Genomic DNA, 21,668 nt, shown 5'->3' with positions numbered 1-21,668 from the left:
GCCCGCAGCCCGTCGAGGCCGGGGATCCGGAGTCCGCGCGCCGCCGTCGGGCCGGACCCGGGCTCCCGGAGCGCGGCCCGGTCGGCCGGGGTGTCTGCCGGGGTGGCGGGGTTGGCTGCCGGGGTGGCGGGGACTGCGCCGGTTCCGGCGACCAGACCGGGCCGGGCGTCGTCGGTCAGGACCATGGGCGGACGGTACCGAACCTCCGTGGACCGAAAAAGTCCGGAATGTGAAGCCCGCCCCGCCGGCACTCCCCTTTGAGGCCCAGGTTTCTTCGCTTTGACGAGGCTCAAAGCGAAGAAACCCGGGCCTCAAAGGGGAGGAGCTGGCCGCGGCTGGGCGTTGCCCCGCCAGCCGTCGCGCCAACCGTCGGGCCGGCGGGCGCGCCAGCAGCCCCGCCAGCGGTCGGGCCAGCGGTCGGGGCCCGACGGCTCAGAGCTTCGTGACCGCCGTGTACTTCAGCGCGATGCGCTTGGTCCCGTTGGTGCCGAAGTCGATCTTGACCACGGCGTTCGCCTCGACGTCCACCACGGTGCCCAGGCCGTAGGAGTCGTGCGTCACGCGGTCGCCGATCTCCAGGCTGGGGATGTCCTTCTGCACGTTGATGCCGCCGAACCCGCCCGTGGCGCCCGCCTTCTTCTGCGGGGAGAACGGGTTGGCCTGGCTGCCGCCCGACGACGACGTGGTGCCGGTCTTCGAGGATCCCGACCGGCCCGAGGACCACGAGGAGCCCGAGCCCGAGCCGCGCCCGCCGGAACCCGAGCGCCCCCCGGAGCCGTAGCCGCCGGAACCGTACCCGCCGCTCCAGCCACCCCGGCCCGCGCGGATCGCGGCCGTCGAAGACTCGCGCCGCCGCCAGTCCCACAGCTCCTCGGGGACCTCCTGCAGGAATCGGCTCTCCGGGAACTCGTTGGCCATGCCGAAGGCCGCGCGCACCGACGACCGCGTGATGTAGAGCCGCTCGCGCGCCCGCGTGATGCCCACGTAGGCGAGGCGGCGTTCCTCGGCGAGCTCGCTGTCGTCGTGCAGCGAGCGCATGTGCGGGAACGTGCCGTCCTCCATGCCGGTGAGGAAGACGACCGGGAACTCCAGGCCCTTGGCGGTGTGCAGCGTCATGAGCGTGACGACGCCCTGGTTCTCCTTCGGCGCCTCCTCCGCCGCGCCGTCGGCCACGTCCTCGTCGGGGATCTGGTCGCTGTCGGCGACCAGCGAGACCCGCTCCAGGAAGTCCGCGAGCGAGCCCTCCGGGTCGGTCTCGCCGAAGTCGACGGCGACGGCGTGCAGCTCGGCCAGGTTCTCGACGCGGCCCTCGTCCTGCGGGTCCTCGCTGGCGCGCAGCTCGGCGAGGTAGCCGGTGCGGTCGAGCACCGCGCCGAGCACGACGGCGGGCGCCGCGCCGTCGTCGACCAGGCCGCGCAGCTCGCGCATGAGGTCCCGGAAGGCGAGCAGCGGCTTGAGCGAGCGGGTGGTCATGCCGGGGATCTCGTCGGCCCGCTCCAGGGCGGCGCCGAACGAGGTGCGCTCGCGCTCCGCGAACGACGCCACGAGCGACTCCGCACGGTCGCCGAGTCCGCGCTTGGGTACGTTGAGGATGCGGCGCAGGTTCACGTCGTCGTCCTCGTTGGCCAGCGCGCGCAGGTAGGCGACGGCGTCCTTGACCTCGCGGCGCTCGTAGAACCGCGTGCCGCCCACCACCTTGTACGGCAGGCCGACGCGGACCAGCACCTCCTCCAGCGCACGCGACTGCGCGTTGGTGCGGTAGAAGATCGCGACGTCGCCGGGGCGCACGCCGTCGCTGTCGCCCAGCTTGTCGATCTCGTCGGCGACGAACCGGGCCTCCTGGTGCTCGTCGTCCGCGACGTAGCCCACGATCTTGGCCCCGGCGCCCGAGTCGGTCCACAGGCGCTTGGGCGTGCGGCCCGCGTTGCGGGAGATCACCGCGTTGGCGGCGCTCAGGATGTTCTGCGTGGAGCGGTAGTTCTGCTCCAGCAGGATCGTGGTGGCGTCCGGGTAGTCCTTCTCGAACTCCAGGATGTTGCGGATGGTGGCGCCGCGGAACGCGTAGATGGACTGGTCGGAGTCGCCCACGACGGTGAGCTCGGCCGGGTCGAGACCCGAGTCGTCGTCCGCGCCGACGCCCGCCAGCTCCCGGACCAGCGTGTACTGCGCGTGGTTGGTGTCCTGGTACTCGTCGACCATGATGTGCCGGAACCGGCGGCGGTAGTGCTCCGCGACGTTCGGGAACGCCTGGAGCAGGTTCACGGTGGTCATGATGATGTCGTCGAAGTCCAGGGCGTTCGCCTGGGCCAGGCGCGCCTGGTACCGGGTGTAGACGTCGGCCAGGACCTGGTCGAACTTGGGCGTGGTGGTGTTGCGCTCGTCGGCCGACTGCCCGCCCCACGGCCGCCGGATGCCGCCCCCGGCGGCGGACGCGGCCTCCGCCTGCGCCTCCTGCTCCGCGTACGCCACGGCCTGCCGCGCGTAGGTCTCCGGGTCGACCAGCTCGTTCTTCAGGTCGCTGATCTTGTTGGACAGCCCGCGCGCCGGGTACTTCTTGGGGTCGAGGTTGAGCTCGCGCGTCACCAGCGTGATGAGGCGCTGGCTGTCCGCGGCGTCGTAGATGCTGAAGCTCGACCGCAGCCCGAGCGTGGTCGCCTCCCGGCGCAGGATGCGCACGCACGCCGAGTGGAACGTGGACACCCACATGCGGTTCGCGGCCGGGCCCACCAGGCCCTCGACGCGCTCGCGCATCTCGGCAGCGGCCTTGTTGGTGAACGTGATCGCCAGGATCTCGCCCGCCCGCGCCCGGCCCGTGGCCAGCAGGTAGGCGATGCGGTGCGTGAGCACCCGCGTCTTGCCCGACCCGGCGCCTGCCACGATGAGCAGCTGCCGGCCCTCGTGGATCACGGCGGCCCGCTGCTCCGGGTTGAGCCCGTCCAGCAGCTCGTCGGGGTCGAGGTGCGCGTAGGCCCCGCGGGCGCGCGGCGCCTCCGACTCGTGGGGCAGGCCCGCCAGCCAGTCCGGCTCCGCGGGCACGGCCGCCTCGCCGGGGTCGGTGTCGCCCCCGCCGTCGTCCCACCGCGGGGCGGTGCGCGGCAGGCGCGCCTCGTCACCCGGCGCCGCCGGGTCGAGGCCGGGCAGGGAGAGGCTGTCGAAGAGGGAAGTCATCGCCCCTAAGCCTAGGCGGGCTCACCGACACTGCCGACGGGCCGCGCGGCGGACCGGCGGCCCCGGGGCCCCGCGCCCCACCCAGACGGTCGTCGGGATCATCCGCCGGGAGTGCCGAAAGGCCCGCCGAACCACCGGATGAAATACCGGGAACGGTTTTGTGCGACGTTCCCGGGCCCACCGGGAAAAGACGCCGGATATCAACCGTGGGCCGGGGTGATGTTCGGGTGATGTTCCGCGCCCTGAATATCACCCGGCGCCGCGGGTGAATCGCCGTGTTCACCCGCTCCCCGGCTTTCTGGGGCGCGCCGCGGGGGCAACACTTTCCTCATGCATTCCGCCGCTCCACACGTTCTGGTGATCATCCAGAACCTGCCGTTCAGGATCGACCGCCGGGTCCGGTCCGAGTGCCGCGCGCTGACGGACGCCGGGTACCGCGTGAGCGTCGTCTGCCCGCAGGAGAACCCCGACGAGCCCGCCCGGTTCCAGGTGGACGAGACGACGGTCTACTCGTACGCCCCGCCGCCGGACTCCCGCGGCGTCATGGGCTACGTCCGCGAGTTCCTCGTCTGCTGGTGGCGGACGGCGCGGGCCTCGGGCCGCGTGCACCGCGACGCGCCGTTCCAGGTGATCCAGGCGTGCAACCCGCCGGACACCTACTGGCTGCTCGCCCTGCTCTGGCGCCTGCGCCGCGGGGTGCGGTTCGTCTACGACCAGCACGACCTGTGCCCCGAGGTGTACCTGGCCAAGTTCGGCCGGCAGGACCTGCTGTACAAGGCGCTGCTGCTCCTGGAGCGCGCGACGTACCGCACGGCCGACCACGTGATCTCGACGAACGGCTCGTACCGGCAGATCGCGCTGGAGCGCGGCAAGGTCGACCTGAGCCGCAGCTCGGTGGTGCTCAGCACGCCCGACGCCGACCTGATGCGCAAGGGCGACCCCGAGCCGGGGGCCCGTGACCTGGGCAAGCACCTCGTCTGCTACGTGGGGATCATGGGCTCGCAGGACGGCGTGGACCGGCTGCTGGCCGCCATCGAGCACGTGGTGCGCGTGCGCGGCCGCACCGACGTGCGCTTCGCGCTGCTCGGCTTCGGGGACGCGCTGGAGGAGCTGCGCGCGGACTGCACGCGCCGCGGCCTGGACCTCTGGGTGCACTTCACCGGCCGGGTCGACCACGAGGCCATCGGCCGGTGGCTGTCCAGCGCAGACCTGGGTGTCACGCCCGACCCGCCGAGCGAGTTCAACGACCGCTCCACCATGAACAAGACCCTCGAGTACATGGCGCACGAGCTGCCCGTCGTGGCGACCGACCTGACCGAGACCCGCCGCAGCGCGGGCGACGCGGGGCGGTACGTCGCCGGGAGCGACGCCGCGGCGTTCGGCGACGCGATCCTCGAGATCCTCGACGACCCCGACCGCGCCCGGCGGATGGGCCTGGCCGGGCGCGCCCGGATCGAGGGCGAGCTGTCCTGGCGCCGGCAGGCGGAGACCTACGTGCGGGTGTTCGACACGGTGACGGGCCACGCGCGCGCATTGTCCGAGAAGCGCGGATGAATGCACGTCGCGGTATTTCCGGCGCGCCTCGCGCATTTCTCTTTCACCCCTGGGTGAAACACGCTCCGGGTGAATAAACGTCTACCACGGGTGATTTCGAAAGGCCTCGGCCGGTTCGCCGCGAGGCCGGGACGTACATTGATCGGAGCCAGGATGACAACACTCCGGGCCGATCCGAGCTGATACCGGAAGAAGGCAGCATGGACCAGAGACTCTTGCGGGCGGCCGTGGTGGGCGCCGGCTACTGGGGACCCAACCTGGCACGCAACTTCGCGGCGTCCGACCGCTGGGAGCTGGCCGCCGTCTGCGACCTCGACGCGGACCGCGCCACGCGGGTGGCCCGCGCGAACGGCCGGGCCGACGTCGAGACGTCGCTCGACGCGCTGCTCGCCCGGGACGACGTGGACGCGGTGGCCATCGCCACGCCCGCGCGGACGCACCACGCGATCGCCCTGGCCGCGCTGCGCGCCGGCAAGCACGTGGTCGTCGAGAAGCCGATCGCGGACCACGCGGCGGCCGCCGCCGAGATGGTCGCCGAGGCGCAGGCCCGCGGCCTGGTGCTGATGACCGACCACACCTACTGCTACACGCCCGCGGTCCGGAAGATCCGCGAGCTCGTGGCGGGCGGCGACCTGGGCGACATCCTCTACATCGACTCCGTGCGCATCAACCTCGGCCTGGTCCAGCCCGACGTCGACGTGTTCTGGGACCTGGCGCCGCACGACCTGTCGGTCCTCGACCACATCCTGCCCGGCGGGCTGCGCCCCGAGTCGGTGGCGGCGCACGGCGCCGACCCGATCGGCGCGGGCAAGTCCTGCGTGGGCTACCTGGTGCTGCCCCTGCCGGGCGGCGCCGTGGCGAGCGTGCACGTGAACTGGCTCAGCCCCACCAAGGTGCGGCGGATGACCATCGGCGGGTCGCGCCGCACGCTCGTGTGGGACGACCTGAACCCGCAGCAGCGGATCAGCGTCTACGACCGCGGCGTCGACCTGGAGACCCAGGCGTTCGACAGCCTGGAGCGCCGGGCCGCCACGATCTCCTACCGCCTGGGCGACACCTGGTCGCCCGCGCTGGAGGAGCGCGAGGCCCTCGGGTCGATGGTGGGCGAGCTCGCCGAGGCGATCCAGGGCGAGCGCCCGGCCCTGACCGACGGCGCGGCGGGCCTGCGCGTGCTCGACGTGCTGGAGGCCGCGGACCGCAGCCTCGCCACGGGCGGCGGCGTGACCCGGATCGAGACCGGTGCCCGCACGCCGGTGCTCGCGGGCGGTCCCACCGGGAACGGAGCGGCCGCATGAGCGCGCTGAAGGGGACGCGCGTGCTGGTCACGGGCGGTGCCGGATTCATCGGCAGCCACCTGGTCGACGAGCTGGTGCGCCGGGGCGCGGCGTCGGTCACCGTGGTGGACAACCTGGTCAACGGCCGGCGCGAGAACCTGGCCCACCACCTGGAGGACACCGACGGGCACGGCACCGTGCGCCTCGTCGCCGACGACATCCGCAGCGCGGCCGCGCTCGCGCTGGTCGACGACGCGGACGTCGTCTTCCACCTGGCCTGCCTGGGGGTGCGGCACAGCCTGCACGACCCGCGGGAGAACCACGAGGTCAACGCGACCGCCACGCTGGAGCTGCTCGAACGGGCCCGCGCCGCGGGCGTCGGCCGGTTCGTGCACGTGAGCTCCAGCGAGGTGTTCGGCACCGCGCAGTACGCCCCGATGGACGAGCGGCACCCGACCTGGCCCGAGACGGTCTACGGCGGGTCCAAGCTCGCCGGGGAGGCGTACGCGCGCGCCGCGTTCCGCACCCACGGCATGCCCGTCGTGGTGGTCCGGCCGTTCAACACCTTCGGCCCGCGCAGCCACTTCGAGGGCGACAGCGGCGAGGTGCTGCCGCGCACGATCGTGCGCGCCCTGTGCGGCCTGCCCGCCTTCGTCTACGGCGACGGCGAGCAGACGCGCGACTTCCTGCACGTCAGCGACACCGCGCGAGGCCTGGCCGACATCGCGGAGTGCGACGCCGCCGTGGGCAGCACCGTGAACGTCGGCTCGGGCGCCGAGGTGACGATCAACGAGCTGGTGACCACGGTCGCGCGGCTCGCCGGGCGGCCCGACCTCGAGCCGGAGCGGCTGGAGGCCCGCCCGGGCGACGTGCGGCGCCTGCTGGTGGACAACACGCTGGTCCGGGAGCTGACCGGGTTCCAGCCGCGCACCACCTTCGAGCAGGGGGTCGCCGACCTGGTCGACTGGTTCCGCAGCCGGCCCGAGAGCCCGCAGGAGATGCTGAGCCGCATCGAGGACCGCAACTGGGTCGCGCCCGCGAGCGCCACGGCCCCCGCGGGGGTGGTCGCATGACCGCCGTCGAGGAGGGGCTGCACCGCGTCGACGTCATGAAGCCGTGGCTGGGCCCGGAGGAGGTCGCCGCGGTCACCGAGGTGATCGAGTCCGGCTGGGTGGCCCAGGGCCCGCGGGTCGCCGCGTTCGAGGCGGCGTTCGCGGACGCGATGCGCGCCCGCGCGGCCGTCGCGACGTCGAGCTGCACCACGGCGCTGCACCTCGCGCTGGTCGTCGCCGGCATCCGGGCGGACGACGACGTCGTGGTCCCGTCGTTCTCGTTCGTCGCCACGGCGAACGCCCCCACCTACGTGGGCGCGCGCCCCGTCTTCGCGGACGTGGACGCCGCCACCGGCAACCTCACCGCGGAGACGGTGGCCGCCGCCCTCACGCCCGCCACCCGTGCGGTGATCGCGGTGGACCAGGCCGGCGTACCGGTCGACCTGGCCGCGATCCGCGAGCTGTGCGATCCGCTCGGCATCGTCGTGATCGAGGACGCCGCGTGCGGCGCCGGCTCGACCTACCGCGACCGTCCGGTCGGGGCGGGCGCCGAGATCGCCGCCTGGTCCTTCCACCCCCGCAAGATCCTCACCACCGGCGAGGGCGGGATGATCACCACCAGCCGCCCGGACTGGGCCGCCCGCGCCCGGCGCCTGCGGGAGCACGCCATGAGCGTCTCCGCGGCGGACCGGCACGCCTCCCTCGTCTCCCCGCCGGAGGAGTACGACGAGGTCGGGTTCAACTTCCGGATGACCGACCTGCAGGCCGCCGTCGGCCTGGTGCAGCTCGGCCGCCTCCCCGAGATCGTGGCCCGGCGGCGCGAGCTCGCCGCCCGCTACCGCGAGGCGCTGGCCGGCGTGCCCGGCCTGCGCCTCGTCGAGGACCCGGCCTGGGGCCGCGCCAACGTGCAGTCGCTGTGGGTCGAGGTGCTGCCCGGGTACCGCCTGGACCGGGAGGGGCTGCTGCTGGCGCTCGCCTCGGCGGGCATCTCGGCACGCCGCGGCATCATGGCCGCGCACCGGCAGCCGGCCCACGCGGACCGCGGCCACGTGCCGCTGCCCGTGACCGAGCGGCTCACGGACCGCACGCTGATCCTGCCCCTGTTCCACCAGATGACGGACGCCGAGCTGGGCCGCGTGGTCGAGGTGCTCCGCGGGTACGGGGGGCAGTGAGGTGGCGGCGAGCTGGGGCGGGCCGCTGCTGCTGGTGGGGGCGAGCGGGCTGGCCCGCGAGGTGCTTCCCGTCGCCGCCGAGGCCGGGCACGAGGTGCTCGGCCTGCTCGACGACCGCCACGCCGACCTGCCGCCCACGCTCGGCGGGGCGCCGGTGCTGGGGCCGGTGAGCGCCGCCGCGGAGCATCCCGGCGCCCGGCTGCTGCTGTGCGTCGGCCCGAGCCGCACCCGCGCCGCGGTCCACGCGCGGCTGGACCCGCGGGCCGCGTACGCGCGCGTCGTCGACCCCTCGGTGCGCAACCCCGCCGGCTGCCCCGTCGGCGAGGGTTCGGTGCTGCTGGCCGGCGTCACGATCACCGCGGACGCCGTGCTCGGCGCGCACGTGGTCGCGATGCCCGGGGTGACCGTGACGCACGACTGCGTGCTGGACGACTTCGCGACGCTCGCCGCCGGGGTGTCCCTCGGCGGGGGCGTGCGCGTGGGCCGCGCCGCCTACCTGGGCATGAACGCGTCGGTGCACCCCGGCGTCCGGATCGGCGCGGGCGCCGTGGTGGGCATGGGGGCCGTGGTCCTGACCGACGTACCCGACGGCGAGACCTGGGCCGGCGTGCCGGCCCGGCGGCTGGTCCGGGAGGTGGCGCGATGACCACGGTCCGGGCCCCGCTCCCCCTGCGCACGCGCCCGCTCGTCTCGGTCGTGGTGCCGCACTACAACTACGGGCAGTACCTCCCGACCTCCGTCGGCTCCGTGCTCGCCCAGGAGGGCGTCGACGTCGAGGTCATCGTGGTCGACGACACCTCGACCGACGGGAGCGTCGCCGTCGCGCGCGAGATCGCCGCGTCGGACCCGCGCGTGAGGCTGGTCGAGCACGAGCAGAACATGCGGCACATCCGCACGTACAACGACGGGCTCGGCCGGGCCAACGGCGACTACGTGGTGCTCCTGTCGGCCGACGACGCCCTCGCGCCCGGCGCGCTGGCCCGCGCCGCCGCCCTGCTGGAGCACGACCGGCGGATCTCGCTCGTGTACGGCCTCGTGACCGACTTCGACGGCGTGCCGCCCGCGTTCACGCCGGCCCGGAGCTGGTGGACCGTCTGGGAGGGCGAGCAGTGGGTGGGCCACGTCGCCCGCCGCGGGCGGAACATCCCGACCAACCCCGAGGTGGTGATGCGCCGGTCCGTGTACGACGCGATCGGCGGCTACGTGGCCGCGCTGCCGCAGGCCGCGGACATGTACATGTGGCTGCAGGCCGCCGCGCGCGGCCGGATCGGCCGCGTCAACGGGCCGGTCCAGGCCTACTACCGGCAGCACGACGCGAACATGCACAACGTCCAGTTCGGCGGGAACCTCGACAACTGGCGGTCCGTGCTCGAGACCTTCGACCTGTTCTTCCGCGAGGACGGGCACCTGTTGCGCCGCCCCGACCGCCTGCGCGCGCGGGCCGACGCCGCCGTCGCGCGCGAGGTGGCGCTCGCCTCCACGCTGCTGCCCCCGGGGCCTGACGGCGCCGAGCACCGCGCGCAGCTCCTGCGGCTCGCCCGCGAGGCCGACCCCGCCGTCGTCCGGTCGCCGGCCTGGCAGTGGGCCCGGCTGGCCGGGCGCGCCGAGCACCGGTCGCGGCTCGGCGTCGAGGCCGTCGAGTCGCTGCGCTGGAAGGTCCGCGGCCAGCTCCTCGCGAGGTTCGGGACATGAGCAAGGGCGCCACCCTGAGCGGCCGCGTCGGCAACGCCCTGCGCTGGAGCACCACCGGCACCGTCGTCGTGCGGCTGGGCAACCTCGGCCTGGGCATCGTCATCGCCCGCATCGTGTCGCCGGAGGAGTTCGGCCTCTACGCGATCGCGCTGACGGTGCAGAGCGTGGTCATGGCCCTGGCGGACCTCGGCCTGAGCGCCGACCTCGTGCGCAGCCCCGACTTCGAGCGGCGCACCGGCCCCGTCGCGGTGCTCGGCCTGGTCACCGGTGGCACGCTCACCCTGGTCACCGCGCTGTCCGCGCCCGCGCTCGCCTCCGCGATGGGCGGCCCCGGGGCGGCCGGACCCATCGCGATCCTGGCCGCGACCTTCCTGCTGGCCGGGGTCGGCGTCGTCCCGTTCGCCACGCTCCAGCGAAAGCTCGACCAGCAGGGGCTGTTCCGCTCCAACGCCGTCGACTTCGGCGTGGGCGCCGTGGTGACCCTCGTGCTCGCCGTGCTCGGCTACGGCCTGGTCGGCCTGGCGGTGGGCCGGGTCGTCGGCCAGGCCTGCGGCGTGGCCGTGCAGTTCTGGCTCACCCGGAGCAGGCTCCGCCTCTCGTGGGACCGGACCGTGGCCCGGTCGGTGCTCGCGTTCGGCCTGCCCGTCGCGGCCGCGAACCTGCTGTCCTGGGTGCTGCTGTCGGTCGACCGCGTGGTGCTCGGCAACCTGGCCGGCGCCGTCGAGCTCGGGTTCTACGTGCTCGCCGCGAACATCTCGACGTGGCCCATGACGCTGGTGGGTCAGGCCCTGCGGTCGGTCACGCTGCCCGCCTTCTCCCAGGTGCGCGAGCGCGCCCGCGCCGCGCTCGTGCCGCTGCTCGGGCCCGTCTGGTGGGCCGTCGTGCTGGCGGCGGCCATGCTCGCCGCGCTCGCCCACCCCGTGGTCGTGCTCGTCTACGGCGCCCGGTGGGAGCCGGCCGCGCAGATCCTGGTGCCGCTGGCCGTGGTCGGCGCCGTGCGCGTCGTCTCGGACGTGCTGGCCGGCTACCTCTACGCCCTGGGCCGCTCGCGCGGCGTCCTCGCGGTGCAGGTGGTCTGGCTCGTGGCCCTGGTCCCCGCCGTCGTGCTCGGCGCGCGGGCGGCCGGGAGCATCGGCGTCGCCGTCGCACAGGCCGCCGTCTCCGTGGGCGTGCTGCTGCCCGCCTACCTGGTGCTGCTGCGCCGGTCGAGGGACGAGGTCGGCGCACTGACCTGGGCGCTGGCCGTGCCGGGCCTCGCCGGGGCGGGCGCCGTGGCCGCGGGCCTGCTGGTCGCCGGCCGGGTCGAGAACCCGCTGCTCGGCGGCCTGCTCGCCGGGGCGGTCACCTTCGCGCTCTACGCGGCGGCCACGGTCGCCTGGGTGCGGCCACGCTGGCGCGCCGCCCGCACGGCCCTGGACGGTCCGGACGACGCGGCGGACGCCGCGCCCGACGCGGTGCCGGACGCCGTGCCCGACGCCGCCCTCGCCGGGACAGCGGCCGAGGCCCTTGATCTTCTGCCGGACGCCGTCCCGGCTGCCCCACCGAGAGGAACGACGCGATGACCGAGACCACGACCGCCACCACCCCCGCGCCGCCGCGGGAGCCCGTGCCCTTCCTGGACCTGGGCGCCCAGACCGCCGAGGTCGAGGGCGACGTCCGCGAGCGCTGGGACGACATCCTGCGCACGTCCGGGTTCGTGCTGGGGCCGGACGTCGAGCGGTTCGAGCGCGAGTTCGCCGCCTACAGCGGGGCGCACCACGCCGTCGGGGTGGGCAACGGCACGGACGCCCTGGAGATCGGCCTGCGGGCGGCCGGGATCGGCCCGGGCGACGAGGTGATCGTCCCGGCCAACACGTTCTTCGCGACGGCGGAGGCCGTACTGCGCTGCGGCGCCCTGCTGGTGCCCGCCGACGTCGACGACGACTTCCTGCTGGACCCCGAGGACGTCGCCGGCCGGCTGTCGGCGCGCACCCGCGCCGTCGTCGGCGTGCACCTGTACGGGCAGATGGCGCCGGTGACGCAGCTCCGCGAGCTGGTGGGCCCCGACGTCCTCCTGGTCGAGGACGCGGCGCAGTCCCAGGGCGCGAGCCGGGACGGGTTCCGCTCCGGCGGGGCGGGCGACGTGGCCGCGACCAGCTTCTACCCGGGCAAGAACCTGGGCGCGTTCGGCGACGGCGGCGCGGTGCTGACGTCGTCCGACGACGTGGCCGAGCGGGCCCGCCGCCTGCGCAACCACGGCGGCGTCCACCGCTACGAGCACCTGGAGGTGGGGGCCAACTCGCGCCTCGACTCCCTCCAGGCCGCCGTGCTGTCGGCCAAGCTGACCCGGCTCGACGCGTGGAACCTGCAGCGCTCGGAGGCCGCGGCCCGGTACGGGGCCCTGCTCGCCGACGCGTTCCGGGACGTGCCGGAGCTCGTGGCGCCGCGCGAGCTGCCGGGGGCCACGCACGTGTGGCACCTGTACGTGGTGCGGACGCCGAGCCGGCCCGCGGTGTCCGCGGCGCTGTCGGCGGCCGGGATCGGGCACGGCATCCACTACCCCGCCCCGGTCCACCTCCTGCCCGCGACGGCGCACCTGGGCTTCCGCCCCGGCACCGCCCCGCGGGCCGAGGCGGACGCCGGCCAGATCCTCTCGCTGCCGATGTTCCCGGGGATCACCGCCGACCAGCAGGAGCACGTGGTGCGCACGCTGCGCGCCGCCGTGACCGGGCGGGCCGCACCTGCGGGGGTGGCCCGATGAGTACGGGGGCGCTCGACCGCGCCGCCGTGGCGTGGCGCGCCCGGGTGGACCGGGACGCCACGGGCGGGCCGGGGCTCGGCGCCCGGGTCGTGGGCACGCTCGGCTCCTGGGTCCGGTCGCCGCTGGCGCCCCGGTCGTTCCGGCGGCAGCCGCCGTCGGCCCCGCAGCTGCGGCCCCGGGTCTCGGTGGTGGTGCCGTGCTACGGCTACGGCCGGTTCCTGCCGCAGACGGTGGGCAGCCTGGTGACGCAGGAGGGGGTCGACGTCGAGGTGATCGTCGTCGACGACGCCTCCACGGACGACAGCCTCGCCGTCGCGCGCGCCCTGGCGGCCGAGCACCCGGGCGTGACGGTGCTGGCCAACGAGCGCAACCTGGGCCAGGTCGAGTCGTTCAACCGGGGCTGGGAGCACAGCACGGGCGAGTTCGTGGTGCGGCTCGACGCCGACGACATGCTGCCGCCCGGCGCGCTCGCGCGGGCGACCGCGCTGCTGGAGCAGCACCCGGAGGTCGGGCTGGTCTACGGCCACCCGCAGCACTTCGACGACGGCACGCCGCCCGTCCCGGCGCTCGGCGAGCTGTCCTGGACCGTGTGGGACGGCCGAGCGTGGCTGGCGGAGCGGTGCCGCACCGGCGTCAGCTGCATCACCTCCCCCGAGGTGGTCATGCGGTCCGACCTGCTCAAGGACGTCGGCCCGCTGGACCCGCACCTCAGGTTCACGATGGACGTCGAGATGTGGCTGCGCCTCGCCGCCGTCGGCGACGTCGCGTACGTGGGCGGCGCCGACCAGGCGCTGCACCGCGAGCACGCGGGGAGCCTGAGCGTGAACGAGGGCTCCGGCGCGCTGCTCGACCTGCGCGCCCGCGCCGACGCGTACGACCGGCTGTTCGCGAACGTCGGCGAGCGGCTCACCGGCGCGCACGGGCTGCACGACCGGGCACGCTCCGCGCTCGCCCAGGACGCCCTGCGGTACGCCGCGGCCGCCGCCGACCGGGCGGAGTCGCCGGCGCCCTACCTGGAGCTCGCGACCGAGGTCTGGCCGGGCTCGCGGGAGTGGCCCTCGGCCGCGCGGATCGCGCGCCGGGCTGCGCGGGCCGGGCGGACGGGCCGGGCCGGGTACGGCGCCGTCGTCCGCCGCGTCGCCCGCCGGGCCCGGACCGAGCTGATGTACCTGCGCTGGGCCACGTCCGGCCTGTGACCGTGCCCGACGACATGCCCGTGACCGCGCCCGTGAACCACGAGGGGGACCACCGATGAACCGGCTGACCAAGGCCACCGCGCGGCTGCGCCGCCTGCGCCGCGTGGGCGCGCGCGGGCTGGCCCAGCGCGTCGCCGCGCGCGCCTACCGCAGCACGGACGCCGCGTCGCTCGGCTTCCAGCTCGACGCCGCGGACATCGCGGACGACGTCCCCGAGACGCTCCCGACGCCGGAGCCCGTGCCCGGCGACCGCCCGCTGACCGTGGGCTGGGTGACGTCCCCGCCCGCGGCGGGCTCCGGCGGCCACACCACGCTGTTCCGGATGGTCGAGGGGCTGGAGGCGCGCGGGCACAAGTGCGTCGTGTTCCTCTACGACCGGCACGGGCTGGACGTCGACCAGCGGACCGCCGAGCTGCGGCACGGCTGGCCCGGCGTGCGCGCCGAGGTGCGGGACGCGCGCGCGGGCATCACCGGCATGGACGCCGTGGTGGCGTCGTCGTGGGAGTCCGCGCACGTCATCGTGGCCCGCACCCCGCGGCCCACCCGGCGCCTGTACTTCATCCAGGACTACGAGCCCTACTTCTACCCGCGCGGGTCCGAGTACGAGCTGGCCGCGATGACGTACCGCTTCCCGTTCCGGCGCATCGCGCTCGGCGACATGGTGGCCGGCTGCCTCACCGCCGAGCTGGGGCAGACCAGCGACGTGGTGCCGTTCGGCTGCGACACCGACACGTACCGGCTCCCCGAGGTCGAGGTGCCCCGGTCCGGGGTGGTGCTCTACGCGAAGCCCGACGTCGGGCGCCGGGGCTACCTGCTCGCCCGCCTCGCCCTCGAACGCTTCCACCGCGCGCACCCCGAGCAGGAGATCCACGTCTACGGCTCACGCCCGGCGGACCTGACGTTCCCGGTGACGTACCACGGCCGCCTCACTCCGGCGGAGCTCAACGCCCTGTACGGGCGGGTCGTGGCGGGGCTGGCGATGTCGTTCACCAACATCTCGCTCGTGGCCGAGGAGATGCTGGCCGCCGGCGTCGTGCCCGTCGTCAACGACTCGCCGCTGGCGCGCGCCGACCTGCCCAACCCGTACGTGGGGTGGGCCGAGCCGACGGCGGCGGGGATCGCCGCCGGGATCGCCGCCGCCGTCGAGCGGCCCGACGCCGCCGCGTACGCGGCCAAGGCCGCCGCGAGCGTCGTGGGCCGGTCCTGGGGCCCGGCGCAGGAGGCCGTGGCCCGCATCGTGGAGGACGAGGTCCGTGGCGCGGCGCACGGCTGACGGCCGGCGGCCCGGGTCAGCGGCGCCGGGCGCGCGTCTCGAGCACGGCGATGAGCGCGAACGTGGCGCTCGCGCCGAGCAGGCCCGCCATCCCGGCGGCCCGGATGGTCGAGCCCCCCACCTGGTGCACGACCAGGGACTCCGGGGCGACCGTCACGGTGATGTCGTTGACGGGGACCACCCCGGCGTCGCGCTGCAGGCGGTCCAGCTCGTCGGCGATCTGCGCGACGATCTCGTCCTGCCGGGCCGCGACCTCCTCGGCGGTGGCCGCGACGACCTCGACGTACAGCACCTGCTCGGCGAAGTTGGGGGCCCACTGGCCGCCCGTGTCGGGCAGCCGGATCGACCAGCCGTCGCGCGTCCCCTCGCCCACCAGGGTCGCGTCGGGCGAGGCGTACTTGGTGACCTTGTCGGGCCCGGACACGGCCTTGGCGACCGCGCCGGCCGTGATGATCAGGTCCTCGGACGTGGTGCGCAGCGCGTTCGGGTAGGCCTTGCTCGCGGGCGCGAGGAACACGACCTGGGTACGGCTCCAGTACACGCCGTCGTCCAGCGTGGTGGTGTACACGAGCCCGAGCGTGGCCACGGCCCCCGCGAGCAGGACGGGCCAGCGCCGGAGCGCCGCACGTATCAGGTCCCACAACGTCATAGCTTCTCCGCGATTTCCTGGAGCGGGCGAAATTCGCGTCGGAGTTCCGCGACTCGTTCCTTTACCCGCCCTCGGCACGATACCTTTGTCGAGCGCGGCGTGATACGCCCGGAAAGGGTGAACAAATGTCATTCCTCGACGTGATTGCAGCTTTGGGCCGCCGGTGGATCGTCACCGTCGTCGGCCTGCTCGCGACCGCCGGCCTCGTCTACGGCGCGAGCACCATCGAGCCGCCGGTCTACACCGCGCGCGCCCTGGTCCTGCTGGTGCCGTCCGAGCAGGTGGTCGGCGAGGGCGGTAACCCGTTCCTGGCCCTCGGCGGGCTCGACCTGCCCGCCCGCGTGGTGGTCGCGTACTACGAGAGCGACGTGGCCAAGGAGCGGTTCAGCTCGGGCTCGGCCGACGCCGAGTACGTCGTGGCCATCGAGGAGTCGACGCGCGGCCCGGTGATCTCGGTCGACGTGACCGACGTCAGCCCCGCGGCCACCATCGACACCCTGGAGCTGCTCACCTCGTCGATCCCGGTCGAGCTGGAGCGCCTCCAGGAGGAGGTCGACGCGCCGAAGAACACCGTCGTCTCGACGCTGGTCCTCGCCAAGGACGAGCGGGCCAAGACCGACAACAGCGGCACGGTGCGCATGGTCATCGCCGCCGGGGGCCTCGGGCTGGTGGCGACCGTGGTCGCGGCCGTCGCGGTCGACGGGCTGGTCCGCAGCCGGGCGCGGGGGCGCCGGCAGGCCGCCCCGGCGGACCCCACGGACCCGGCCGGCTCGGACCCGGCCGCGCCCGCGCCGGCGGGCGCGACGTCCGCAGCGGGGCCGAAGCCGGCCGGGCCGAACCCCGACGCCAAGGCCCAGCCGGCCGACCCGGGGTCGCCCACCGCCAAGCCGGCCAAGCCGGCGACCGTGCGGCTGCCCGCCGTGCGGCCGCCGTCGGTGCAGCCGCCGGCGGGCCGGCCGGCGGACGACCGGGCCCTGCCGTCCTGGCCCAACCTCCCGCTCGACGCGCGTGACCGCCGCAGGGACGACGCGTCCGCCCGGGCGTCGACCGCGGAGTCCCGGTGACCCAGACCCGGCCTGCCGCCGACCGGCGGCACGCCTCGCCGCCGCGGCCGGTGCCGCGGCGGAGGGTGCGACCCGACGTCGTCACCTGGCTCTCGGTCTACCTGCTCCTGCTGTTCGTCATCCCCTCCAAGCTGGTGATCGGGCCGCTCGGCAGCGCGGGCGCGCCGTCGATGGTCGTCGGCCTCGCCAGCCTGCTGCTGTGGGTGCTCACCGGCGTCGGGGCCGCCCGGCCCCGGCTGAGCGGGCCCCGGCTGATCCGGGTCTCGCTCGCCCTGTTCCTGTTCAGCGTCGGGGTCACGTACGTCATCGCCATGTCCCGGCCCGTCGTGTCCAACGAGATGAGCCCCGCCGACGTCGCGATCCTGGCGCTGCTCGCCTGGTCCGGCGTGCTCCTGCTGGCGCACGACGGCATCACCTCGACCGCTCGGCGCGACGTGCTCGTGTGGCGGCTGGCGCTGGCGAGCGGAGCCCTGGCCGTGCTCGGGCTGGCGCAGTTCGTGCTCGGCGAGCTGCTCGTGGACCGGCTCGCCCTGCCGGGCCTGACCCTCACGGCGCCCTACGAGCTCGGCGAGCGCAACGGCCTGATCCGGCCGCAGGGCACCGCGACCCACGCGATCGAGTACGGCGTGCTCGTGACCATGCTGCTGCCGCTGACCCTGCACGTCGGCTTCGAGCACACCGAGCGCAGGCCGCTGGTGCGGTGGGCACCCGCTGCGGCGACGCTCGTGCTGGTGCCCCTGTCCGGCTCCCGGTCCGCCTACGTGGGCGCCGCGATCGGCCTGGTCATCCTGCTCCTGGGCTGGAAGGGCTCCCGGCGCAAGATCATGCTCGGCGTGACCGCCGTCGGCGCCCTGGCGGGCCTGGTGGTCGCGCCGGGCATGCTGTCCTCGATCCTCGGCCTGTTCACCGGCGCGTCCGAGGACCCGAGCGTCACCTCCCGGACCGGCTCGTTCGACCTGGCGGGCGAGTTCATCGCGCGCGACCCCCTGTTCGGGCGCGGCCTGGGCACGTTCCTGCCCACCTACCGGATCTTCGACAACCAGTACCTCCTGCTGCTGGTGACCGTCGGGCTGGTGGGCACCGTCCTGTTCCTCGGCATCGGCGCGGCCACGGTCCGGGTGCTGATGCGGGTCCGCAGGCGCGCCGCGGGCACCGACGCCCGGACCTACGACCTCGCCCTGGCCCTCACGGCCTCGGTGGTCGTCGGGTTCGTCAGCCTGCTCTTCTTCGACGCCTTCGCGTTCCCGATGACGATGGGCGCGCTCTTTCTCCTGGTCGGTGTCGCGGGTTCCCTGCGCGCCCGGGCATAGCCCTGCGCAGATACCCCGAGAATCACCCGGAGAATCACCCGGGAATGCATTCCGCAGCGGATTGTCGTCGTTCACGATGAACAAATGATCAATCTCTGCTTTCACGGCATCGGGACGCCGCCGCACGACGCCCCGGCCGAGGAGGCCGCCTACTGGATCGGCACCGACACGTTCCGGCGCGTGCTCGACGTGGTCGCCGTCCGGCCGGACGTGCGGCTCAGCCTCGACGACGGCAACGCCTCCGACGTCGACGTGGCGCTCCCGGAGCTCGTCGAGCGCGGGCGGGTGGCCGACTTCTTCGTCATCGCCGGCCGCCTGGGCCACGCGGGCTCGCTGTCCGCCGGGGACGTGCGCGCGCTGCGCCGGTCCGGGATGGGCGTCGGGTCGCACGGCATGCACCACCGGGTCTGGCGCCGGCTGCGCCCGCCGGAGCTGCGCGAGGAGCTCGTCCTGGCCCGCGAGCGCCTGGAGGACGTCCTGGAGGAGCCGGTGCGCACCGCGGCCTGTCCGCTGGGCCGCTACGACCGGACCACCCTGACCGCGCTGCGGAAGCTGGGCTACACGCGGGTCTACACCAGCGACCGGGCGCTGGCCCGGCCGGAGTCCTGGCGGCAGGCCCGGTTCAGCCTCCGCGCGACCGACACGGCCGACGACGTCGCCGCGTGGCTGCGGCACGGGGACCGCTACACGGTCCGCGCGGCGGACCGGGCCCGCACGTTCGTCAAGGGGCTGCGCTGATGGGGGCCGAGGTCGCGGCGGTGGTCGTGACCTACAACAGCGCCCGGCACATCGACGCCCTGCTCGACAGCCTGCCGGCGGCCTTCGGCGACGTCCCGTACACCACGGTGGTGGTCGACAACGGGTCCACGGACGAGACGCTCACGCTGCTGCGGCGCCGGGGCGACTGCTCCGTCGTTGAGAGCGTCAACGACGGCTACGGGGCGGGGATGAACAAGGCGGTGCGGTACTCGCCGGAGTCGGCCGCGATCCTCGTGCTCAACCCGGACGTGGAGCTCGACGCCGACTCCGTCCCGCGGATGCTGGACGTGCTGCGGCGGCGCGGGGTCGGCATCGTCGTGCCGCGCACGCGGGAGGCGGACGGGAGCCTGTCCCCGACGCTGCGCCGCACGCCCACCGTGGCCCGGGCGGGCGGGCTGAGCTTCACGCGCCTGCCGGCCTTCGCCGAGCGGATCGAGGACCCGCGGGCCTACGCGACCGAGCACCTGGTGGACTGGGCGGTCGGCGCGATCTGGCTCGTGGACCGGGCGTGCTTCGACGCCCTGGGCGGGTTCGACGAGTCGTTCTTCCTCTACTCCGAGGAGACGGACTTCGCGCTCCGCGCGCGGGACCGCGGCTGGCGCTCCCTCTACACGCCGACGGCGGGGGCCATGCACATCGGCGGCGGCTCGGGCACGAGCCACGAGACGCACACCATGCTGATGCTGAACCGGGTGCGCCTGATCCGGCGCCGGCGCGGCACGCGGGCGGCCTGGATGTACTACGGGGTGACCCTGCTCGTGGAGCTCCGGCGCGGCCTGCTGGGCCACGGCGCGTCGTGGCCCACGCTGCGGGCCCTGGTCCGCCCGGCCCGGCGCCCGACGGCGCTCGGCGCGAGCGACGAGGTGCTGCCGCGATGAGCGCGCCGGTGGCGTCCGTGGTCGTGCCCGCGCACGACGAGGAGCGCACGATCGGGCGTCTCCTGGACGCGCTGTGCGCCGACCCGGGGCTGCTGGAGGTCGTGGTGGCCTGCAACGGGTGCACCGACGGGACGGCGGCCGTGGCCGGCCGGTATCCCGTGACCGTCCTCGACCTGCCCGAGCCCTCCAAGGCCCGCGCGCTGCGGGCGGCCGACCGGGTGGCCGTCGCGTTCCCGCGGGTCTACCTGGACGCCGACGTCGAGATCACGGCGGACGGCGTCGCCCGGCTCGCGGCCGCGGTGGGCCCCGGGGGTGCCGCCGTGGCGGCGCCGTCGCGCACCATGCCACGGACCGGGGTGACGCTGCTGGCGCGCTGGTACTACGACGTCTGGGAGGCGCTGCCCACCGTGCGGTCGGGCCTGTTCGGGCGCGGGGTGCTGGCCGTGTCCCGGGCGGCCGCCGGCCGGATCGCCGCGCTGCCCCAGGTGATGGCCGACGACCTGGTGCTGTCCGAGGCGTTCGCCCCGCACGAGCGCGTCGTGGTGGCGGACGTCGCGGTCGTCGTGCACCCCGCGCGCACCCTGCGCGACCTGGTGCGCCGCCGGGCGCGCGTGACCACCGGGAACGTCCAGGCCGACCGCGCGGGCCTGCGCGGGGCCGAGGCGCGGACCTCGCTCGGCGACCTCTGGCGGGTGGTCCGGGAGCGACCCGGCCTGGCGCCCAAGGTACCCGTGTTCCTCGGCGTGGTGCTGGCCGGGCGGCTGCGCGCCCGCACGGCGGTGCGCGCGGGCGACTTCACCACGTGGGAGCGGGACGCGAGCTCGCGGGTCTGACGGGCGGAGGCCTGAAGGCGGCAGGGAAGGCGGCGGGGCGGCTCAGTTGCCGCTGCCGCCGCACTCGATCGGGTCCACGGGCGTGGTGCGGCCCTCCTTGTCGGCCGTCACCGTGTGTGCCTGCCAGGCCGTCAGGGCGGGGCACAGCACGTCGACGGGCCCGTAGCCCCAGGTGTCCTGCACCACCTGCAGGTTGCGCACGCTGCCCTCCGTGCCGGCCCGGAACGCGTAGCCGCCGCCCTCGACCAGCAGCCCGTCGACGGTCAGCGACGTGTTGCCCTGGCCGCTCGGGTAGAAGAAGGGCGCGGTGCCGTAGCAGTCGGCGGTCTCGCGCATGATGATCCGGGTGTTCCGGACGGTGAGGCTGCCGCCGCCGTAGCCCTGGATGCCGTCGCCGTGCCAGTCGGTGCAGACGTCGGGCGGGACCACCCGGATGAACGAGTCCTCCACGACCACGTCGCCGCACTGCTTGGCACCCACCCGGATGCCCTCGGGCACGCCGTCGATCACCACGTCGCGCACCGTGAACCCGCCGTTGCCGATCACCTGCCGGTCGCCGTCCCCGGTCCGGACGTCGCTCCGGACGAACTCGGACTGCTCGACCAGCAGGCCGGACCCGCACACCGGGGTGTCGTCGTTGACGACCTTGGACCCGACGGCCTGCACGCGGCGCAGCGTCACGTCCGGGGCGTCGACGTAGATGGTGCCGTCCGTGATCCGCAGGTCGCTGACCACGGTGCCCGGCTCGCTGATCCGGAGGTCGCCGGTGTGGGTCTGCTTCGGCGTCCACCCGTCGGGCAGGCCGGCGGTCTCGGGCGTGGGGAAGGTGAGCGCCGCGGCCTTCACGACGGGTTCCGGGGGCTCGCCGGACGGCGTGGGCGCGGCGTCCTGCCCCGTGCCGCCGGACGAGGCGCCCGGGTCCTCGGGGGACGTGTTCTGGGACACGGCAACCGTGGTCAGCGCGGCGGCGACCAGCGCTCCGACGACCCATCGGAGCGGCACCCACCAGGACGATCGGCCCATGCGAGTCATCCTGGCATGCCGGTCGTCGTCG

19 protein-coding genes are annotated in these 21,668 nt (G+C 74.8%); 15 read left to right on the top strand and 4 right to left on the bottom strand.

Going from position 1 to position 21,668, the window contains the following annotated elements; genetic code table 11:
* Together ACFV9Q_RS18125 and ACFV9Q_RS18120 are read right to left on the bottom strand one after the other, a co-directional pair.
* On the bottom strand, positions 1-185 hold a 185-nt coding region (locus tag ACFV9Q_RS18125), incomplete at its 3' end, for a hypothetical protein (RefSeq protein ID WP_377235521.1).
* Between the two features lie 247 nt (positions 186-432).
* Positions 433-3,168 (bottom strand): UvrD-helicase domain-containing protein, encoded by a 2,736-nt coding sequence (locus tag ACFV9Q_RS18120; RefSeq protein WP_377235520.1) that lies wholly within the window; start codon positions 3,166-3,168, stop codon positions 433-435.
* 357 nt (positions 3,169-3,525) lie between these two features.
* On the opposite strand from ACFV9Q_RS18120, the gene ACFV9Q_RS18115 reads away from it, so the two are divergent.
* The 10 genes from ACFV9Q_RS18115 (at position 3,526) to ACFV9Q_RS18070 (ending at position 15,121) form a co-directional block, all read left to right on the top strand.
* A complete protein-coding gene (locus ACFV9Q_RS18115; RefSeq protein WP_377235519.1) occupies positions 3,526-4,722 on the top strand; it encodes a glycosyltransferase family 4 protein in 1,197 nt (398 codons plus the stop codon).
* A 200-nt stretch (positions 4,723-4,922) separates the two neighbouring features.
* Complete coding sequence (locus tag ACFV9Q_RS18110) at positions 4,923-6,017, top strand: Gfo/Idh/MocA family protein (protein WP_377229890.1); 1,095 nt, start codon at positions 4,923-4,925, stop codon at positions 6,015-6,017.
* Positions 6,014-7,069: a dTDP-glucose 4,6-dehydratase gene (locus ACFV9Q_RS18105; protein ID WP_377235518.1), complete on the top strand. Its 1,056-nt coding sequence runs from the start codon at positions 6,014-6,016 to the stop codon at positions 7,067-7,069. The genes ACFV9Q_RS18110 and ACFV9Q_RS18105 overlap by 4 nt, the downstream gene beginning before the upstream one ends.
* Positions 7,066-8,220: a DegT/DnrJ/EryC1/StrS family aminotransferase gene (locus ACFV9Q_RS18100; RefSeq protein WP_377235517.1), complete on the top strand. Its 1,155-nt coding sequence runs from the start codon at positions 7,066-7,068 to the stop codon at positions 8,218-8,220. Before ACFV9Q_RS18105 ends, ACFV9Q_RS18100 begins: the two co-directional genes overlap by 4 nt.
* 1 nt (position 8,221) lies before the next feature.
* Complete coding sequence (locus ACFV9Q_RS18095; RefSeq protein WP_377235516.1) at positions 8,222-8,866, top strand: acetyltransferase; 645 nt, start codon at positions 8,222-8,224, stop codon at positions 8,864-8,866.
* Positions 8,863-9,912, top strand: coding sequence for a glycosyltransferase family 2 protein (locus ACFV9Q_RS18090; RefSeq protein ID WP_377235515.1), 1,050 nt, complete (start codon positions 8,863-8,865; stop codon positions 9,910-9,912). The genes ACFV9Q_RS18095 and ACFV9Q_RS18090 overlap by 4 nt, the downstream gene beginning before the upstream one ends.
* On the top strand, positions 9,909-11,474 hold the full coding sequence (locus ACFV9Q_RS18085) for an oligosaccharide flippase family protein (RefSeq protein ID WP_377235514.1): 1,566 nt from the start codon (positions 9,909-9,911) through the stop codon (positions 11,472-11,474). The genes ACFV9Q_RS18090 and ACFV9Q_RS18085 overlap by 4 nt, the downstream gene beginning before the upstream one ends.
* A complete protein-coding gene (locus tag ACFV9Q_RS18080; protein WP_377235513.1) occupies positions 11,471-12,652 on the top strand; it encodes a DegT/DnrJ/EryC1/StrS family aminotransferase in 1,182 nt (393 codons plus the stop codon). The genes ACFV9Q_RS18085 and ACFV9Q_RS18080 overlap by 4 nt, the downstream gene beginning before the upstream one ends.
* Entirely contained in the window at positions 12,649-13,848 is a 1,200-nt protein-coding gene (locus ACFV9Q_RS18075) for a glycosyltransferase family 2 protein (protein ID WP_377235512.1), read from the top strand. The genes ACFV9Q_RS18080 and ACFV9Q_RS18075 overlap by 4 nt, the downstream gene beginning before the upstream one ends.
* A 55-nt stretch (positions 13,849-13,903) precedes the next feature.
* Positions 13,904-15,121, top strand: a complete 1,218-nt coding sequence (locus tag ACFV9Q_RS18070; protein ID WP_377235511.1) for a glycosyltransferase family 1 protein — start codon at positions 13,904-13,906, stop codon at positions 15,119-15,121.
* Between the two features lie 16 nt (positions 15,122-15,137).
* On the opposite strand, the gene ACFV9Q_RS18065 is transcribed toward ACFV9Q_RS18070, so the two are convergent.
* A complete protein-coding gene (locus ACFV9Q_RS18065) occupies positions 15,138-15,770 on the bottom strand; it encodes a hypothetical protein (protein WP_377229899.1) in 633 nt (210 codons plus the stop codon).
* 125 nt (positions 15,771-15,895) lie between these two features.
* On the opposite strand from ACFV9Q_RS18065, the gene ACFV9Q_RS18060 reads away from it, so the two are divergent.
* From ACFV9Q_RS18060 to ACFV9Q_RS18040, 5 genes are all read left to right on the top strand, one after another.
* Positions 15,896-16,834, top strand: coding sequence for a hypothetical protein (locus ACFV9Q_RS18060; RefSeq protein ID WP_377235510.1), 939 nt, complete (start codon positions 15,896-15,898; stop codon positions 16,832-16,834).
* Positions 16,831-18,144, top strand: coding sequence for an O-antigen ligase family protein (locus ACFV9Q_RS18055; RefSeq protein ID WP_377235509.1), 1,314 nt, complete (start codon positions 16,831-16,833; stop codon positions 18,142-18,144). The genes ACFV9Q_RS18060 and ACFV9Q_RS18055 overlap by 4 nt, the downstream gene beginning before the upstream one ends.
* A gap of 84 nt (positions 18,145-18,228) precedes the next feature.
* A complete protein-coding gene (locus ACFV9Q_RS18050; RefSeq protein ID WP_377229902.1) occupies positions 18,229-18,882 on the top strand; it encodes a polysaccharide deacetylase family protein in 654 nt (217 codons plus the stop codon).
* Positions 18,882-19,781: a glycosyltransferase family 2 protein gene (locus ACFV9Q_RS18045; protein WP_377235508.1), complete on the top strand. Its 900-nt coding sequence runs from the start codon at positions 18,882-18,884 to the stop codon at positions 19,779-19,781. The genes ACFV9Q_RS18050 and ACFV9Q_RS18045 overlap by 1 nt, the downstream gene beginning before the upstream one ends.
* Complete coding sequence (locus tag ACFV9Q_RS18040) at positions 19,778-20,614, top strand: glycosyltransferase (RefSeq protein WP_377235507.1); 837 nt, start codon at positions 19,778-19,780, stop codon at positions 20,612-20,614. The genes ACFV9Q_RS18045 and ACFV9Q_RS18040 overlap by 4 nt, the downstream gene beginning before the upstream one ends.
* A 42-nt stretch (positions 20,615-20,656) precedes the next feature.
* Here the strand turns inward: ACFV9Q_RS18040 and ACFV9Q_RS18035 are convergent, their stop codons facing one another.
* Entirely contained in the window at positions 20,657-21,637 is a 981-nt protein-coding gene (locus ACFV9Q_RS18035) for a hypothetical protein (protein WP_377235506.1), read from the bottom strand.
* Between the last annotated feature and the right edge of the window lie 31 nt (positions 21,638-21,668).

It is taken from the genome of Promicromonospora sp. NPDC059942 (assembly GCF_042731755.1).
Taxonomy (GTDB): Bacteria; Actinomycetota; Actinomycetes; order Actinomycetales; family Cellulomonadaceae; genus Promicromonospora.
Note: the sequence above shows the minus strand (reverse complement) of the source record. Positions and strands in the feature narration are given on the sequence as shown.

Coding starts and splice junctions, on each gene's coding strand:
- ACFV9Q_RS18070 (WP_377235511.1), top strand. CDS start 13,904: ATGAACCGGCTGACCAAGGCCACCGCGCGGCTGCGCCGCCTGCGCCGC.
- ACFV9Q_RS18065 (WP_377229899.1), bottom strand. CDS start 15,770: ATGACGTTGTGGGACCTGATACGTGCGGCGCTCCGGCGCTGGCCCGTC.
- ACFV9Q_RS18100 (WP_377235517.1), top strand. CDS start 7,066: ATGACCGCCGTCGAGGAGGGGCTGCACCGCGTCGACGTCATGAAGCCG.
- ACFV9Q_RS18040 (WP_377235507.1), top strand. CDS start 19,778: ATGAGCGCGCCGGTGGCGTCCGTGGTCGTGCCCGCGCACGACGAGGAG.
- ACFV9Q_RS18085 (WP_377235514.1), top strand. CDS start 9,909: ATGAGCAAGGGCGCCACCCTGAGCGGCCGCGTCGGCAACGCCCTGCGC.
- ACFV9Q_RS18035 (WP_377235506.1), bottom strand. CDS start 21,637: ATGGGCCGATCGTCCTGGTGGGTGCCGCTCCGATGGGTCGTCGGAGCG.
- ACFV9Q_RS18080 (WP_377235513.1), top strand. CDS start 11,471: ATGACCGAGACCACGACCGCCACCACCCCCGCGCCGCCGCGGGAGCCC.
- ACFV9Q_RS18060 (WP_377235510.1), top strand. CDS start 15,896: ATGTCATTCCTCGACGTGATTGCAGCTTTGGGCCGCCGGTGGATCGTC.
- ACFV9Q_RS18105 (WP_377235518.1), top strand. CDS start 6,014: ATGAGCGCGCTGAAGGGGACGCGCGTGCTGGTCACGGGCGGTGCCGGA.
- ACFV9Q_RS18075 (WP_377235512.1), top strand. CDS start 12,649: ATGAGTACGGGGGCGCTCGACCGCGCCGCCGTGGCGTGGCGCGCCCGG.
- ACFV9Q_RS18090 (WP_377235515.1), top strand. CDS start 8,863: ATGACCACGGTCCGGGCCCCGCTCCCCCTGCGCACGCGCCCGCTCGTC.
- ACFV9Q_RS18110 (WP_377229890.1), top strand. CDS start 4,923: ATGGACCAGAGACTCTTGCGGGCGGCCGTGGTGGGCGCCGGCTACTGG.
- ACFV9Q_RS18120 (WP_377235520.1), bottom strand. CDS start 3,168: ATGACTTCCCTCTTCGACAGCCTCTCCCTGCCCGGCCTCGACCCGGCG.
- ACFV9Q_RS18050 (WP_377229902.1), top strand. CDS start 18,229: ATGATCAATCTCTGCTTTCACGGCATCGGGACGCCGCCGCACGACGCC.
- ACFV9Q_RS18045 (WP_377235508.1), top strand. CDS start 18,882: ATGGGGGCCGAGGTCGCGGCGGTGGTCGTGACCTACAACAGCGCCCGG.